Annotated in this window: 8 protein-coding genes; 3 read left to right on the top strand and 5 right to left on the bottom strand. The window is 40.1% G+C overall.

Features of this window, described 5'->3' with window-relative positions; genetic code table 11:
• Positions 1 to 3: 3 nt before the first annotated feature.
• From SanaruYs_RS02685 to SanaruYs_RS02700, 4 genes are all read right to left on the bottom strand, one after another.
• The gene (locus tag SanaruYs_RS02685) at positions 4 to 1,080 is read right to left on the bottom strand and encodes a glycoside hydrolase family 43 protein (protein WP_127120959.1); all 1,077 of its coding nucleotides are present in this window, start codon (positions 1,078 to 1,080) and stop codon (positions 4 to 6) included.
• A gap of 10 nt (positions 1,081 to 1,090) precedes the next feature.
• Complete coding sequence (locus SanaruYs_RS02690; protein WP_127120960.1) at positions 1,091 to 3,682, bottom strand: glycosyl hydrolase 115 family protein; 2,592 nt, start codon at positions 3,680 to 3,682, stop codon at positions 1,091 to 1,093.
• Positions 3,683 to 3,743: 61 nt separating this feature from the next.
• Positions 3,744 to 5,570 carry a RagB/SusD family nutrient uptake outer membrane protein gene (locus SanaruYs_RS02695; protein ID WP_127120961.1) on the bottom strand — a complete coding sequence of 609 codons (1,827 nt, stop codon included), beginning with the start codon at positions 5,568 to 5,570 and terminating at the stop codon, positions 3,744 to 3,746.
• Positions 5,571 to 5,575: 5 nt separating this feature from the next.
• Entirely contained in the window at positions 5,576 to 8,689 is a 3,114-nt protein-coding gene (locus SanaruYs_RS02700) for a SusC/RagA family TonB-linked outer membrane protein (RefSeq protein ID WP_160118565.1), read from the bottom strand.
• Positions 8,690 to 8,942: 253 nt separating this feature from the next.
• Between SanaruYs_RS02700 and SanaruYs_RS02705 the strand changes: the two genes are divergently transcribed.
• The 3 genes from SanaruYs_RS02705 to SanaruYs_RS02715 all read left to right on the top strand — a co-directional run bounded on the left by SanaruYs_RS02705 (position 8,943) and on the right by SanaruYs_RS02715 (position 12,530).
• The gene (locus SanaruYs_RS02705) at positions 8,943 to 10,445 is read left to right on the top strand and encodes a xylulokinase (RefSeq protein ID WP_127120963.1); all 1,503 of its coding nucleotides are present in this window, start codon (positions 8,943 to 8,945) and stop codon (positions 10,443 to 10,445) included.
• An 11-nt stretch (positions 10,446 to 10,456) separates the two neighbouring features.
• Entirely contained in the window at positions 10,457 to 11,776 is a 1,320-nt protein-coding gene (gene xylA / locus SanaruYs_RS02710) for a xylose isomerase (RefSeq protein ID WP_127120964.1), read from the top strand.
• A 184-nt stretch (positions 11,777 to 11,960) separates the two neighbouring features.
• Complete coding sequence (locus tag SanaruYs_RS02715) at positions 11,961 to 12,530, top strand: GNAT family N-acetyltransferase (protein ID WP_127120965.1); 570 nt, start codon at positions 11,961 to 11,963, stop codon at positions 12,528 to 12,530.
• A 175-nt stretch (positions 12,531 to 12,705) separates the two neighbouring features.
• Here the strand turns inward: SanaruYs_RS02715 and SanaruYs_RS02720 are convergent, their stop codons facing one another.
• Positions 12,706 to 18,636 carry a fibronectin type III domain-containing protein gene (locus SanaruYs_RS02720; protein WP_127120966.1) on the bottom strand — a complete coding sequence of 1,977 codons (5,931 nt, stop codon included), beginning with the start codon at positions 18,634 to 18,636 and terminating at the stop codon, positions 12,706 to 12,708.
• Positions 18,637 to 18,660 lie beyond the last annotated feature (24 nt).

The following is an 18,660-nucleotide window of genomic DNA, read 5'->3' on the forward strand; positions in this document are numbered from 1 at the left end:
TACTTACTTAATTATATAAGGTTGAACAGCTTCAATGCTTCCATCTTCATTATGCTTTAGCTCCGTTACTTTTACATTACGCAAATGCGTTTTTCCAGAAAGTTGTACATCGTGGTAGAACAAATACCATTTGTTATTGATCTCCACTATTGAATGATGATTGGTCCAGCCCTGTACAGGATGCAGTACAACACCCTTGTAGGTAAATGGACCATAGGGTGAATCTCCTACGGCATAGTTAATAAAGTGCGTGTCACCGGTAGAGTAGCTAAAATAATATTTACCATTATACTTATGCATCCAGGCGGCTTCAAAAAAGCGTTTGTCATTTTGTGTTTCAGTAAACAGATTACCATTTTCATCAACCAACTTAATTTCTTTAACCTTTTCAGCGAATTGCTTCATATCAGGTGATAATTTGGCCACTCTGGGAAGAACGGCAAGCTCTTCTGCTTTGCGTAGCGCTCCAGCACTATCATAAATATTGTTATCCCAACGTTGTAGCTGGCCTCCCCAAATGCCTCCAAAATACATATAGAAAGTGCCATCGTCATCTTGAAACACTGTGGGATCAATACTATAACTATTGGCTATGGGCTCGGGTTCAGCAATAAAAGGTCCTTCCGGTTTTGTGCTGGTGGCTACGCCAATGCGAAAGATGTCCTGCTTGTCTTTTACCGGAAAATATAAGTAATAGGTATCGTTGGCAAAAGCCGCATCAGGTGCCCAGAGCTGTCGTCCTGCCCATGGAATGTTTTTAATGTCCAAGGCCACACCGTGATCAGTTATTTCTCCACCAATGGAATCCATTGAAAGGATATGATAATCCCGCATATCGAAATGATCGCCATTATCATTCTCGGGCGTACCGGCTTCAATATCGTGTGAAGGGTAGATGTAAATACGATTATCAAATACATGGGCAGATGGATCAGCCGTGTAAATATGACTTACCAGGGGTTGTGACAACAAGGAGTCACTCGAAGTAATGTTTTCTGTGCTCTCTTTTTTGACACATCCTGAAAATAATAAAGTTGAGGCCAAACCGATTGTTAAAAATGCTTGATCAATTCTTTTCATGTATTTTTTATTATTTGTTGTTAAACATAGTTTCAGGTGGGCCCAGGTAACTTGGTTTTACACCACCAAAATCAAGTACAAGTTTTTGTAGCACAGGGCCAGCATGTATCATCCAAAACTTAATGGTGTGTTTACCCGGTTTTGCCAATTGGTGAGATGAAGTTTTGATGATAATATTATTAGCTGCCCATCTATTCCAATACCGTGGATCTGAGTCCTCTTTATTCAGACTGAAAATTTGGGCTTGTTCATCGTCAATAGAAACAGCGTATTGCAAACCCTCTTTGCGGTGATGAAAATTAAGGGTAGGCGAGAAGAACAACTGTAATGTTGCAGTGTCTGCACTGTAAGAATAGAATTCATAAGCAAGGTGAGGTGAACTTGACGATAAGCTTTGTTCAGGAGCCGTAACCGGAAAAGCTGTGATGGCAGATCCGGTCTTTCCATGATTCGGCAATACTTGCCAGGTTATTCCCGAGGTATTGGAAGCATGGGTATAATGATCGGCCTCTATAGACACGTATTGGTCTCTTTCAATGAATATATTTTTTATACTGGAAGTGGGAACAAGGTTCGATGCATCCAACGATGGGGGAGTGTCTTTACTTGTTTGCAGGCTACCTGTTGTTACATATTTAACTTCAGGCATCTTGTTAACGGGAGGCTGTTGCCAGTAGGTATAGCCAATGTGAGTCTGACTCATCATGTGATTCCATTTGCCATTGTTGCGCGTGTGATACTCAATGGTAATCAGAGAATCTTTTTTGTAATTCTCTTTAGCCTTATCTGCATATCCATTCGCCTTGGCATCGTTATTGGCTGCCGCCTGATGGTTGAGTGCAACATTATAATATAATTCGTAAAGATTAGCACTGGCAATAATGGGATGAAGTATTAATTGATAATAAGCTTCTTGCTTTGAAGCGTCCAGTTTGCCTGCAAGCGCTTCGGCCTTCGTTCTCAATTGCTGATACTCGTTTACTACTGTTTCAAATTCATTGTAGTTTTGCAGGCTATAGGTTTTCTCGTTAAGCAATTCTGGTTTAACGCGTCCGTTATATTTTAAATACAAGGAGAGGAGTGGCGCTATCTCCTTTGCATAGTTATTCCCAAATTGCTGAGCACACCATTGTTCAGTATAAGTTAATAGTTCATCTGCTTTGATGGTAGTTGGATTCCACGCATAATCTAAAAAGAAAGAAATGGGGAATTCCATTGGTTTGATATCGCCTACATTAACAATCCAAAGCTCTGTAGCTTTATGTTCATAGGCCAGATGCATTTGTTCCCACACACGTTCAATAGGATTGGTGTTGATCCACTTATAATTACGAGGTCCGCCTACATAGTCAAAATGATAATAGATACCATAGCCACCTGCTCTTGGTTTTTCCCCGACTTGCGGTAGTTTTCGAATGTTTCCCCAGTTGTCATCGCACAACAATAAAGTAACGTCATCAGGTACACGCATTCCTTTGTCGTAGTAGTCTTGCACTTCTTTGTACAAGGCCCACACTTGCGGGGTTTCAGTAACTTTGCGTTTGGTTACTTCTTCAATAATGGCTCGCTGGTCAGCAACAATCTTTTGGAGTAAGGCGATGTTGCTGTCTTCCGACATAGGCTCGTCACCATCACCACGCATGGCCAGTGTTACCACACTTTCATAATCTCCCATACGGGTGATACCTTCACGCCAAAATTCGCGTAAGGCAACTTCATTGGTAGCATAATTCCATTTGCCTTTATTGTAGCGTTGCCACTCTACATGGGCACGCATCATGGGTTCGTGATGGGAAGTGCTGATAACAACACCGTACTCGTCAGCTAGCTTTGGATTTAATGGGTCCTCAGTATAAAAACTTTGTCCCCACATGGCTGGCCACAAAAAATTGCCTTTCAGGCGAAGGATGAGTTCAAATACTTTGGTGTAGAACTTACTGTTAAAGCCTCCATAATTTTCTTTCACCCATCCACCCAAAGCAGGTTGTTCATCATTAATAAAAATGCCTCTGTATTTCACCGCAGGTTCGCCAGAATATTGTCTTACTGCAGCGATGCTCACATTCTTGTTTTTTGTTGGTGTTACATCAGCCCACCAGTTCCAGGGTGATACACCGATTTGTTTGGAGATTTCATAAACACCAAAAATGGTTCCACGCTTATCGCTTCCTGCAATGACTAAAGCTCTGTCGATACCCTTAAACGGTTTTTCAATAACCTGAATAATATAAGTTTCCCATTTGCCGCTTACGTCAGAAACATGCAATTTTTTTGAAGTGACGAGTTGATCTATAAAACTATTCTTGCCAATAGTACCGGCAATAATAACAGTCTTTGTTTTTGGTAATTTATCTGAGACAAGTTCTGGCTTTTTATCGGTTACAGCCAGAATATCTAGTTGTAGATTTTTAACAGCATGCAATATGCTTACATGATCTGTATTTGTGGTAAGAATAGGCACAGCTTCTTCAGCAAATATTATTGAAAAATTATTTTCTGTCTTATCGCTGTTAACGCTCGTACTTGTAGTCTGTGCTTTGCTTGTTGATTGAAGAAATAATAATGAAACAAAACAGATTACACTTGAAATTAATATTCTCATAGTGGTTATGAAAAAGAAGAGGGCATTAGCGCCCTCTTCTAACTAAAACTAAACAAACTATCTAATAATTTGGATTCTGCGGATACTTTCCATCAGGTGAATTTGGATCCACACTTGCATCAATTTGCGACTGTGGAATAGGTCGTAAGATATGATGTGGTAGTGGATTAGGTACCTGAGCGCCTGGTCTTGCAGGAGTACTGTTGTACAGTGTTAATCTGTCAATCAATTTTCCTGTACGAACCAAGTCAAACCATCTCATTTGCTCACCACACAATTCACGTGCACGCTCGTCAAGTATATAGTCAATACCATTGGCCGTCAGGTCTGCAAGTGTTGTTGCGGTAAGGGCTGCTTTGGCAGGAGCGGTATCACCAGCACGGCTTCTTACAACATTAATTAGATTTGCCATATCTGCTACTGATTGTCCTGATTGAAGACCTGCTTCTGCTGCAATCAGATAAGTTTCAGCAAATCGATATACGATGAAAGGTCTCACTGAAGCAATGTTTACATCATTACCAGATCGCGGTTGAGTTGAATTATACTTTTTCAGGCTTGGATAATATTTATTCTGACCATCATTGTATCCAGCGTAATCGGCATATCCAGCGCCACTTGGTCCGAAATAGGTACCTGGATTAGTTGCTGAGTTTGGCAAAAACACAACATAGCGTCTGCTATCTTTTGTAGGTTCAACTGCGGCAGCCAGGTGATTAGGAACAATCCACATTGCGGTGTCACCTAAAGCAAGTCCTTTTGGATTTAATGTAGTAGTTGAATTAACATACCAAACAGATTGAAAGGATTTTTCAAAACGGGAATCATTAATCTTATCTGCAAAAGCGGTATTTAACAACCATGCTGTTGGCTTGTAGCGAACAAATGAACGACCATTTGCTATATCCCTGACCATGCCAGGGACGTTCTGATTGTAAAAGCAGCGGAATAAGAAGAGACTCACATTTTGATAAGCAGGGCCACCGAAGGCAGTATTGTTATTGAATGTAGTATTGTCAATCCAGTTTACCTGAAATAAAGTTTCAGCATTATTTTCGTTTCCTTGCTGATGAACACTTGCATAATCGGGTAGTAATGAAACACCATAAGATGCACTGTTGTTAATCAAATCCATTGCTGTAGTGTAGGCATTTTGAAAATCTCCAGCCACTGCAACAGAAGTATAGGCACGTGTCAGGTATACCTTGGATAATAAGTGCAGTGCACTTGCACGCCACACTCTTCCAGGTGTTGCTGTAGGTTTGGCATTGGGTAAATCATCACTATTTGCCCCATCAGTAATGTCAACAAGATCCTGAACTATGGCAGCATAAATATCAGCCAATGAAGCTCTTGTCGCAAAGCTGCTTGTATTTGAGTTGAACCTGAGTGGGCCAGAACCTAAATCCAATGAGGCGCCACCATAAGTCTGAACCAATATAAAGTACCATTGAGCTCGTATAAATTTGGCTTCAGCGATAAGTGCATTGCGTTGCACTACAGTTAAATCTGTTGCTTCAGAACCTAAATCCACAATACCATTGCAAGTATTTATAGCAGGGTAAGCTCTTGCCCATGCAGGACCACTTCCGTTAGAAGGGTTTAATTGCGGTCCATAAACACTTAAAATTGGGTTAGTCTGTTGTTGACCATGCGTAAATTCATCTGTTCCATAAACAGTAGTGTTCATACCACCTTCATTGGCATAGAAGTACCTGAAAGAAGCATAAGCAGCTGTAATACCAGCATTTAAACCTTGCCCTGTTCTAAAAAAATCAGGAACTAAAGCAGATCGTGGTTGTTCATCCAACACATCGTTACAACCGATGGTTAATACCGCAAGCAGCGTGCATGCGATAGTAATATATTTTTTTACAGTTGATTTCATGAGTATTAGTATTTGATGTTAATGCCAACAATGAATGATTTGGTAGGAGGTGTGTTGGGCTGCACGGTCAATCGGTTTGTTCCATTAGGACCGAAACCTTCAGTAACAGAACCGCCAGCACCCGATGTTTCAGGATCTAAACCACCAGCCTTAACATAATCGGAGAAAAAGGCTTTGAATGGGTTTTGCGCCTGAACATACAAATGACATTTGCTGATACCGGTTTTTCCTAACCAGCTGGTTGGTAAGTTATACCCTAATGATATAGTTCTGATCTTCATGTAAGTGGCATCAAAATAACCGAGTGTAGAACCAAAGTCAGGTACTTGTCCTAAGCCAGGACTTGGATACGCATTTGTAGGGTTAGAGGGTGTCCAGTAGTCAACTTTAGGACCATTTCTTCTTCCTTCTAATGAGTTAATAGGATTAGAAATGTTTGATTGATAGAATGTACTCACTAACATACCACCAACTCTCCAGAAGAGAACAACAGAAAGATCGAAGCCTTTGTATGTGAAACGGTTAGTTAAACCACCTGACCATTTTGCTTGAGCACTTCCCAAAATAACGCGATCCTTTGCATCAATGATACCATCAGGGCCATCAATTTCGCCATCACCATTATTATCTGTATTCTGATCTTTAATTTTTATTTCACCTGTATTAAAGCCTGCCGGTGCACCGGTTTCACCAGTTTGCCACACGCCAATTTTTTCATAATCAAATATGGCGTCAATCGGATGACCAACGTGCCAGCCATTAGTAATGTCTTGTGTCACACCATTGGCCAATTCAACAACTTCATTTCTGTTAAGAAAAATATTTAAGTCTGAATACCAGTTAAAACCTCCGGCTTCACTACTCTCAACATTTACACTGTTTAGCATAAGTTCAAAACCTTTATTCTCAGTCTTACCAACATTTTTTACAACAGATGCCACACCAGATGTATTTGGTAAACTTACGCGCTGCAATATGTCTTCGGTGTTTTGCTTATAAAGTTCTACAGTACCGGTTAATCTGTTTTGGAATAATCCAAAATCAAGAGCCACATTGGTAGTTGTTGTAAATTCCCAACGTAAATCAGGATTTGGTAAGGCATTAACAAAGAAACCGTATAGACCATTATTACCATAGTTATAAGGCTCAGAAGCCAACGAACCTAATGAAGCGTAAGGGTTAACTGCCTGATTTGAAGTTCTACCTGTGCCGAAGCGGAGTTTCAATGAGGAAACAACGTCCTGACTATTCATAAAAGATTCATTACTGATAATCCAACCAAGCGCAAGGGCAGGGTAGTAGAACCACTTATTGCCTTCTGCAAGTCTTGACGATCCATCCGCACGGGCTGTTGCTGTAATTAAATAGCGATCAGAAAAAGTATAATTTGCTCTACCCATGTAAGAGAGTAATCCAGACTTTGCATAATAAGAAGTTCCTGCAGGCACAGAGGTGACATTACCTAGGCCAAGATTGTAATAAAATGTATAGTCAGCAGGTAAAGTGTTTGCATTAGCACCACTTCTGTAATCTTCTGTTTCTTGAACACTAAAAAGGCCAGTTAATCCAAGCTTATGCTTTTCAGCAAATGTTTTCTCATAGAGTAGAAGATTTTCAATTGTGTAGCTCCAGCTATTTGTATTCTCTACATCTGCTGTGTTAGTACCTCCGTTTGCAAAAGGTGTGTTAGAGCCTGTGTACTGGCCATAGTTATCTTGGAAAAGATCAAGACCTACATTAATTCTGTACTTGAAGCCTTCTGCTAATTTAACTTCTGAATAAAGGCTGTTGAAAGTTCTTAATCTTCTTCTTTGTTGTTTCCATGTATTGTCTCTGTAGATCAATAATGGATTTCTTGTTTCAGGGTTTGCACTTCCAAGGGCAGGGAGTTCCAATATTGTACCATCAGGATTACGAGCACTATAGAGTGGGCTTAATGTCAAAATTGAGAACATTGGGCTAACACCCTCACCATCATTAATATTAAACGAGTTCATGGTATTTAGTCCGACCTTAATGCGTTCACCAATTTTTTGATCAATGACACCTGATAAGGAATAACGAGCGAATGCCTGTCCGGGAAGAACTGTAGTCTGCTTAAAGTAACCTGCAGAGATTGCAAATTGTGTTTCATCAGTTCCTCCACTGGTTCCAATAGAGTGGTTGGTAATGAATCCGCTTTTGTAAAGCTCATCTTGCCAGTCAGTTTGCCTTCCGGCAGCTAGATTGGCTACTTCATCAGCAGTAGGCACATATGCAGCGCCAGCGGCAACGGCCGCGTTCCTGAAAGCATCAAACTCAACACCATTATATACATCGTACTTGCCTATTACATTTGACACACCATAGTATCCATCATAAAATAATTGCGCTTGACCACTTTTACCACGTTTTGTAGTGATCAGGATAACACCATTTGAACCTCTGGAACCATAAATGGCTGTGGCTGAAGCATCTTTCAAAACATCAAGCGAAACAATGTCGCTTGGGTTAACGTCATTAATTGTGCCATTGAAGGGAATTCCATCTAATACAATAAGCGGATCATTTGTGGCTGAAAGTGACCTGCTACCACGAATACGAATTTGAGCGCCTGCCCCAGGTCTCGATGAAGTTGAGTTAATTTCAACACCGGCAGCTCTTCCCTGAAGTGCTTGGGAAATATTAGCAACAGGAACTTCTTTTAACGACTCCTCTGTTACCCTGACAATTGAACCTGTTACATCACTCTTCTTCTGAGTTCCATAACCAACAACAATAATTTCGCTTAGTTCACTTGCACTGAACGGCATAGAGACATCAATAATAGTGCGACCATTTACAGTCTGTTCTTGCGTAACGTGACCAATAAATGAGTAAACAAGAACAGTCTGGTTGCCGGATACCTGTATTGAGTAGTTTCCATCAGAGTCTGTTGTTGTTCCGGAGGCGGTTCCTTTAATAATAATATTGACCCCGGGCATACCAACACCACTCTCATCTGACACCTTTCCCTTAACAAGCCCTTGAGCTTGGAGTGAAGCTGACAACAAAATTAGTGTTACAGTCGCCAAAAGATACCGGATCATACCGGTAGGCGGAGCTGGGGGCGTGAGCAATCGCAGTAGTACTTTCTTCATAAGCATGGTTTTTGAGTTATTCAAGGTTTATGTTTAGTCAGTGACCCCAGCGCTTTTGCCGATAGGGTATACTAATGTCTGAGAATAATTTTAATCATGCAACCGATTGCATTATTATTTTTTTAGAAATCGGTTTTTTGCCATATAATTGACATAATTTAATGCAACCGATTTACATAAAATATGGATATTTGAGCCTTTCGCAGTATCTTGAACCACGTAAATACTTATTTTTTAGACTAGTTTTAATCCTATGGCTCACTACTTATTAGGAATAGATTTGGGAAGTTCCTCTGTAAAAGCATCATTGATAGATGCCGACACCGGCAAATCAGCAGGATTTGCTTTCTCTCCGCAACAAGAAATGGACATAAGCAGTCCCCGTCACGGCTGGGCTGAGCAAGACCCGAATGCCTGGTGGGAAAATGCAGTTATCGCTGTACGCTCAATTTGTAAACGTGTAGATGCCAAACCTGACTCTATATTATGCATCGGCATCTCATACCAAATGCATGGCTTGGTTGTGGTGGATAAAAAAGGAGAGGTGTTACGCCCAGCCATTATCTGGTGCGATAGCCGGGCTGTTAAAATAGGAGAGGACGCCCTCAATCAGCTGGGAGAACTCTATTGCATGGAACGATTGCTCAATTCTCCCGGTAACTTCACAATTTCAAAATTGAAATGGGTAAAGGATAATGAACCCTCCGTATATAATAGTATACACAAGGTAATGCTGCCCGGTGACTACCTGGCCTTTAAACTTACCGGAAGAATTGCCACAACCGTTTCCGGTTTGTCGGAAGGCATTATGTGGGACTACCAAAAGAAAACAACACCCGAGAGACTCTTTAATTACTTTGGTATCGATCAGGCATTGGCGGCAGAAGCATTACCTACCTTTTCTGATCAAGGTCATCTGTCAGCAACAGCCGCAAGTGCACTGGGTTTAAAAGAGGGTGTGCCTGTAAGCTACAGAGCTGGCGATCAACCGAATAATGCTTTCTCTTTACAAACACTTCATCCTGGGGAGATAGCTTCAACTGCAGGTACCTCTGGTGTTATTTACGGTATCGTTAAAGAACCGCTGGCCGACAAGCTATCGCGGGTTAATACTTTTATACATGTTAACCATACGGAAGAAGAAGCGCGCCATGGTGTGTTAATGTGCGTGAATGGAACAGGCATAATGAACAGCTGGCTTCGTAAAAACTTGTTTACCGGACAGCAAGTCAGCTACAAAGACATGAATGCACTAGCCGACAAAGCACCTATCGGTTCTGATAAACTCAAAGTACTTCCTTTCGGTAATGGTGCTGAACGCATATTCAGGAATAAAGATATAGGCGCCAGCTTCAACGGACTTGATTTAAACCGCCATGGTCATGCACATATGTGCAGGGCAGTGCAGGAGGGAATCGTATTTGCACTTGGCTATGGATTTGAAATTTTAAATCAGCTAGGTGTGGAGTCGAGTGTAATACGTGCTGGTCATGCCAACATGTTTCTCAGTGATATATTTTGCGAAACTTTTTCAAATATTACAGGGGCACGACTAGAGTTATATAATACAGACGGGTCGCAAGGTGCTGCCCGAGGTGCGGGTATTGGTATTGGTCATTATAAAAATACAAGTGAAGCTTTTGATAGTTTAAGCTGCATAAAAAGTTTCGAACCAGTTGCTGCCAAACAACCTGCTTATATAGAAGCTTACGCTGAATGGAAAATAATTTTAACTAAACAACTTGAAAACCTGTAGAACCACTCATTATGAAAACAACAAATAAATTTTTTAAAGATATTCCTACCATTAAATTCGAAGGAAAGGAATCTAAAAATCCTTTCGCGTTTAAATACTATAACGCTAAGAAAAAGGTAGGTAAGAAAACGATGGAAGAACACCTGCGTTATGCTGTTGCGTATTGGCATACCTTCTGTGGCACTGGTGGTGATCCATTCGGACCAGGTACTAAAATTTATCCATGGCTTCAGCACAGCGATCCTATGCAACGTGCTTATGATAAAATGGACGCTGCATTCGAATTCTCTGCCAAGCTCGGTATAAAATTCTATTGCTTCCACGATTATGATCTGGTAGATGAAGCACCAACATTAAAAGAATCTGAACAGCGGTTGGAAAAAATTGTAGACTATGCCAAACAAAAACAGAAAGCAAGCGATCTTAAATTGCTTTGGGGTACAGCCAATTTATTTTCACATCCACGTTACATGAATGGCGCTGCCACCAACCCGAATTTCGATGTGGTTTGCCATGCTGGTTTGCAAGTAAAAAATGCCTTGGATGCAACCATTGCTTTAGGTGGAGCAAATTATGTTTTCTGGGGTGGAAGAGAAGGTTATATGTCATTATTGAATACTGACATGAAGCGTGAGCAAGAGCACCTGGCTAAATTTTTAACCATGGCGCGCGATTATGGAAGGAAGAATGGTTTTAAAGGTACTTTCTTAATTGAACCTAAACCGATGGAGCCATCAAAACATCAATACGATTTTGATTCGGCTACTGTTATTGCCTTTTTACGTGAGTTTGATTTAATGGACGATTTCAAATTGAACATTGAAGTTAATCATGCTACACTGGCGCTACATACTTTCCAGCACGAACTGCAAGTAGCTGCCAATGCGAATATGCTAGGCAGCATTGATGCTAACCGTGGTGATTATCAAAATGGTTGGGACACTGATCAGTTCCCCAACAATATTTATGAACTTACTGAAGCCATGCTGGTATTCTTACAAGCTGGCGGCCTGAAAACAGGTGGTATCAACTTCGATGCAAAAACACGTAGAAACTCAACAGACTTAAAGGATATTTTCTATGCACACATTGGTGGCATGGATATGTTTGCCCGTGCTTTGCTTACTGCACAAGCTTTGCTTGATGATGGTGAATATATGTCGTTGCGCAAACAACGCTATGCCTCATTCGATAGTGGTAAAGGCAAGCAGTTTGCGCAAGGTAAGCTTGGCTTAAACGATCTGCGTTCACTCGCATTGAAAAACGGTGAGCCTGAAGCACTGAGCGGTAAACAGGAATACTTCGAGAACCTGATTAATCAGTTCATTTAGAAAAATTGAGTTTGTTGTAACTCAAAGAATCTGACCAATAGACATGGATAAATCGTTGATTGGTTTTTAGTAGACTGAGAGGGGAGGCTTTTGTTAGTTTGGCCTCCCCAATTGGTTTAAAGCACTCATCAATCACTTTTTACTTACATGTAAATCGTTAGTATCTTTGCAATTAACATTCGTTATGCGCAAGGCCACTTTAGCAGATAAACACTTTATACAGAATCTACTCACACAGTCTTTTAACGACAACAGAAGCGTTAACTATGTAGTGAAGCAAGATAAGAACAGGGTAGAACGCATCAAAAAACTTATCCACTACTCCTTCAACATGTGTCTGGCTTATGGTGAAGTATGGGTATCAGACAATCAACAGGCATGTGCACTGATTTTATTTCCTGATAAAAAACGTCTTTCCCTCCGTTCTCTTTTTTGGGATATGAGGTTAGCCATCGGTGCGATAAGCATTGATCGTATAAGTATTGTTTTAAAACGCGAAGCTTTAATCAAATCAAGCTACCCCAAAGAAAGAATAGCTTATTTATGGTTTGTTGCTGTCGATCCCACCGTGCAGGGTAAAGGCATAGGCAGTAGTTTTATTCAGGAATTAATAGGGGAGTACCAGCTAAAAGAAAGACCAATCTATTTAGAAACCTCTATGGGAAGAAATCTTCCATTCTACACCAGACTGGGTTTTGAAATAATAAGAACTTTTGATTTTGGTTATACACTGTATCAATTGCGAAAGGCTTGAGGGATAAAAGCCCTGCAAACTGTCATGGCTATTCATACTTCAATATTTAATACGCATTGCCGATTCCTTATTCAATTAGTATTTCAGAAAAAAGCCATCTCAAAACTTGAGATGGCTTACGTTTGCTTCATTTCTGAATACCACTGTTGAGTACTCGGTATTTTAAAAAATCAGGTTACTTGGCTTTGATCACCCGCTTGACTTCACTGGTGTTATCAAACTTAAAAATAAATAAATAGACTCCATCCGGTAAGTGACTAAGGTCTATTTGATTTGATGAAACATCCTTACTGCTTTGCTTTGATAGTATTTCTCCTATGCTGCTGCTCACAGCCAGTTCCCATATTGGTTTATTAATTCTGAGTGTGTATAATCCATTTCCTGGATTAGGAGAAACCTCAATTTGCATATTGCGTTCTTCTACCCCCAAAATAATATTCAGAACCTCCGCAACGCCAGATGCATTACTGCCGGCAACATTATAAGAGAGTATACGATAGCGATAGATACGCGTTTCCATCAGATCAGCATGCAGGAAATTTGTTACACCAGCTGCAACGGTATCAATACTTACGAACAAATCGTTTGCAAAATCATAAGTTTGAATAATAAAACCCTTTTCATTAGAGGATTGATCTGTCCACTGCAAACTAATTCTTGTTAAACTATCTCGAGTAGCTGTTACTTGAGTAGGGGCATCAGGTGCAGGAATAGGAGCTATAGTTTGAACTCCACCATAAACAACACCTGCTTCGTTAAATGCACCAATTCGAAATGTGTGGTTTTCTAATGGAGAAATCTCCTGTATTGTATAACTGACACTATTCGCTTCGATAGTTGCTATTGAAACAAATTCCCCAGATGCATTGAGTTGTTGAACTGTAAATCCGTTTTCATTATCAGCATTGTCTGTCCATTCTAAAAGCAAACTATAATCTGACGGCCTTGACAATGAAAGTTGAGCAGGCGCAATCGGAAGCATTTTAGACAAGATTGTTTCAGTGAACGTGGGTAATGAATTGCCCCCTGAGCTAAATGCCATAATTCTGTATTGGTAATAATTAATAGGTTCAACTGTCTCATCCAGATATCCCCGTTGATCTATTGGCAACGTAGCAATGTTAATAAAACTATTTTCTTCCGGAGTTTCACCTAATGTTTGTAGCAAAGCACGCTGTACAATAAATCCATCTTCATAAGTGGGGGTGGTGTAAGTCCAACTGAGCTGAATACTATTATCACTAATCAACAAAGCCTGGGTACTTGTAGGTGCTGTTGGTATAGCCTCAAGCGTAATGATCTCAACAACAGGAGAAGTATCTGATATCGTGTTAAAATTCTTCGAAGCTATTTTAACATAATATTTTGTACCATTTTGAAGGCCTGTAATCGTTGCGGATGATTTGTTACTATAATTTTGTGAGGAAAAGGATTCATTATTTAAAGAAAGAGAAATAACACTTCCTGTTATAGATTCTTCGGAATTTACCATCCAGCTTAGAGTAATGCTACCCAATCCTGCATTCACCACTTCAAGATTAGTTGGCGCAGAAGGTTTTAATCCGGGTGATATAGTAAAGGCTAGTGCAGTAAAGGCTGAGTATCCACTTTCATTAAATGCCCTGACTTTGTAGTAGTACTGCTTATTTTGAATAAGCCATTTGCTATCTGTAAATGTTTCAGCATTTGGTTCTGTTGTTCCCACTTTAATAAATGCCGGATCATTGTAGCTAAACTCCGACCTCCATATTTCGAATCCAGACTCATTCTCAGCGTTATCAGTCCAATTTAATGTTATTCCGAATGAAGAGGATGCGGGAGTTGCATTCGTAATTGTAGGAGCCTCAGGCACCTGTTTTGTATAAAAGGATATCGTATTGTATGGCCCATCAGTTTCGAAAAGTTTGGTTCGTATACGCACAAAGTATAATTTGTTAGGCAATAGACTGGTTAGGCTATATGATGTTGTTGTGATAGGCAGTGTTGCCAGAGGAGTAAAGTTTAAACCATTGTCTCCTGAAAGTTCCAGTTCTAATGAGGTAGACAAGCGGCCAGTTATCCAGGTTAGTTCTGTTTCGGTATCTGATTTATATGTTGCTTTCAATTCACTAACCAGGCCAGGCGTTGTTGGATGGTTCAAGTTTAGTTCTTGTATGTCGGCCAAGAAGCTACCATTATAGCCTGTTCCTACATAAAGCTTATCACCAATAGCAAATGAAATGGCATTAGCCCTTGCTCCTGTAATTTGATTTCCTGATTCTACATAGAAATAAATATTATCGGGAGCAACTAAATTAACATTCGTATAGGATGGCGTAAAGGTTGTAGAGACATCGCCACCAATAATGCGTAATTGATCCAAGAAGTTAGTTGCTGTACCGTCTTTTCTGGGATTGTTCGCATTATATTGTTGTACCCATTCGTTTGTTAAAGCATGATACCTCCAAAATTCTAAAGATGGATTAAGTACTCCACCTAGTCCAACATAACCAATGTTGTTAATGGCAATACCGAACCCCCCACGCACTAAGTTACCTGGGAAATTTAGTCGCTTCTGCCATTCATTTGCTTCAGGATTGTATTCCCATAACTCACGCGTCATTACTCCGCCAGTTCTGCTAATCATCGTCACGTATCCTTTTCCGTTTGCAGCAAATGAAACAGAACTTAATGCCCCAATATTACCAGCTTCATCGTCAGGGAAATCCGCCAGGGCTGTCCAAGTATTTGTTGCTGGATTAAATGAATAAAAATCTTTCAATCCATTATTGCCTGGTGAGGCCCCTCCGCCTACATAAGCAAGACCATTAATAACAAAACTAAAGGCTTTACTTCTGGCTGCGCCAGGAAAATCAGCAATAGGTGTCCATTCATCGCCTATAGGATCGAAGCGATAAAAGTCATCCAGATAGGCGCCATTATAGCCAAGTCCAGCATATCCATAAATTCCTATTGCAAAAGCTGAGGCATCATATCGTGCAGCAGGCATGGGTGATTTTGCAATCCATGTACCCTGACTGAAGTTCGGAAGTGAAACAGTTGCAATTGGTGAGTATTGAGAATAACTCACCTTATCACCTTCGGGGGCACTCGACCTGATCGTATAGCTATATTGAAGTCCCCCCGAGGCGGTTTTATCAATAAAAAATGTATCCTCAAGCACAGCCAGTTGTTGTAGAAAATTACCACCACCACCAACTCTGTACACAGTATATTGTTGGGTAGCTTTTACGGTATCTTTCCACTGAATTAATATGTCACGACCTACTACTAGCGCCTCTACATCAAAAACAGGTCTTAGGTTTACAGCACCAGTTTCTATGTGAACAAATTCTGTAAAGATGGATGAATCAGAAACGCTTATGTTCCTAATGCGAAAGTAGTAGTCTTTGTTCGGTTCTTGCCCATGAACTACAAATGTGCTTTTAGCCGCGTTAGCAAATGTTGAAAAAGTGGTAGCTGAAGATAAATCTGATAAGTCAGTTACTCTTTGAATTTGAACATTACTCTGAATGGGATTATTCCAGGTCAGTTCTACTGCATTAGTAAGATTCGGCTGCCGGATTGAAGCAGTTAAATAGGTGGGAGAGGGCATGGAAGAGGTGAGTGTAATTACAGACACCGTGTTTGAAAAATCACCATATCCTGATAAACTGGAAGACCTTACTTTATAATAATTTGTACTTCCCTGAATTGCATCATGGTCGACATAATTGGCACCTTTTAATGCAGCTATCTTAATAAAGCCATCTGTTTCATTATTGGAACGAAATACTTCAAACGTTTCATCTCCTGTATATTCCCAACTCAGGTTAACTTTCGAAGGTGATTGAACTACAGCTTGAAGATTGGTGATTTGACCTGTATTAGTAGCCGGGATATTGTACGCAAAGATACTCCCAACAGGTTTGTTACCTGCTATTTGTATGTTACCAACAATTAGAATTCTTGTATCGCTTATAGGGATAATCTTTTGCACCGAACCGATAATAGAAATAAATGGCAGCATTTCTGGGTTTCCGGTAGAATCTATAAATCTTAAACCGTTTTGAGAATTGTTAACTGCTGAGCCCCCATATATAATTGCTCTATTACCGACTTGATAGGTGGTAGTGGTATGGACAAGTGTTTTAATCTTTGATTGAAAATTCTTAGGTGAACCATCTGTGTTTAAGTATACTATCTGATCCTGGGTATTCCCTGAGTAGCTACTTGCAATGCGTCCACCAATAAGTAAACCATCTTCTGTTAATGCTATGCTTCTGGGAACAATACTGGATGGCGGAATACCAGTAGAAATTTTGTCCCACGAAAAATCAGGATATAAATTACCAGTTTGTGTGAGTGCAATTAGCTTTCCGGGTTGGCCGGCCAAATACGATTTAGAACCTCCGACAATTATTCTGTCATTTGGCAGAATGAGTGCAGCATATGGTCTGAAGTCGAGTACTTCAGGTTCGACAAAAAAGGCAGGATCATTTGCTCCATCTTTTTCCAGCATGGCAAGATCGCCTATTAAATTCTCACCATTGCCTAAATTGAAATCTCCACCTACAAGAATTTTATCGTTTTGCTTTACTTCTAGAATATTAATCTCGCTATATGATTGAATGCTTGTTACAAAAGTTGGATCATAAATACCTTGAGGGGATAATCGTACAATTGACTTAGTACCACCTACACCTTCTACTTCCATACCTGGGATGGAAAGGATGATTTTACCGTCTGATTGAAGTCTAATTTTTGCATTTGGATTTTCCAAGCTTCTTACATTGGTTGGAAACTTAATTGAAGGAGGGGTGAAGGAGGGAATTAATTCACCATTTACATCAATCCGTGCTAAAAATGGTTGTCTTGAATTATTAACATAGTAGAAGTTTCCCAGTACTAAAAGCGATCCATCAGCATCTTTCACAGCATCATAAATCGTGGCAGGATCTCCTAGTTTAGGCAAAGGAAGAGTGGAGAAGGTACCATCCATATTCAGGTTGAAAAGTGCTTCATTTTTTTGATCAATAACAAGATTATTACCACCAAGCCACATGGTACCATCAGGGTGCAATGTAATACTTGAAAGGGTGGCGCTGTTATTACCGTCAGCCAGCGATAAAGGAGTAAAGCCTCCATCTACTGAGCCATCAGCATTTAATCTGATCAGGGATAATTGACTATTGCCTGAAGCAAGCATTAATTGACCAGATGGCGTTTTTCTTATTTTTTGGAAAGCATTAGATGTGGAGTAAACATTAAAAGACTCATCCTTTGTACCATCGCTGTTAAACCTCACTACCCGTGTAACATTCTGATTCCCTTCGAATTCTGTAAAACGACCAGCTATGATAAACTTTTCATCTTCTACCTGTACTGCAGTGGCTCTAAAAGGTCTGATGTCCGATGGAAAATTGAAAGTTTCGTCTAAAGTACCGTCTGCGTTAAGTCTCACAATCCCCTTACCCAGACAGTCTGTATAAAGTATTTTATTGTCTGGCGTTATTGTAACAGATGCATCCAGACTGCAGGTTCCTGAGGCCCCAATATAACTTCCTGCATTTGGATCAAAATTCTCATCAATTGCTCCATTTTCGTTTATGGCAAACAGGTAGCTGGTGGGTTGGTTATTGTAATTATTGTATGTACCAAGCAATAAACAGCCTCCATTGGGCTTTTCGAAAATTCTATAGATAGCACCACTTGCACCTGTTCCTCCTGCATTAAAGGTGTTGTCAAGGCTACCATCTGCGTTGAGACGCGCCAGGTATTTAACGGGTAATCCATTGTAAGATGTAAAATTTCCGCAAATGAGTATTTTACCATCTGCTTGAATAAAAATATCATAAACCAAATCATTGGGACCTTGTCCGGTATCAAACGAATCATCTATAGAACCGTCTACATTAATTCTTAAAATCCTGTTTTTGATTGAAGTTCCTGCATAAGAAAAACCACCACCAATTAGAGTCTTCCCATCTGGCTGATGGCGAATAGCTTGTACGTTACCAACTTTAATAAAGCTGGTATTAAAATCAGGATCAACCTGTGCTTGTAATTGTGTAAATGCAAATAAATAAATTATTACTGCTAGCGAGTATTTAATAGGGGCGCCCATAGAAATTTAGATTCAACATCAAAA

Origin of the sequence: Chryseotalea sanaruensis (genome assembly GCF_003990915.1) — a bacterium.
Taxonomy (GTDB): domain Bacteria; phylum Bacteroidota; class Bacteroidia; order Cytophagales; family Cyclobacteriaceae; genus Chryseotalea; species Chryseotalea sanaruensis.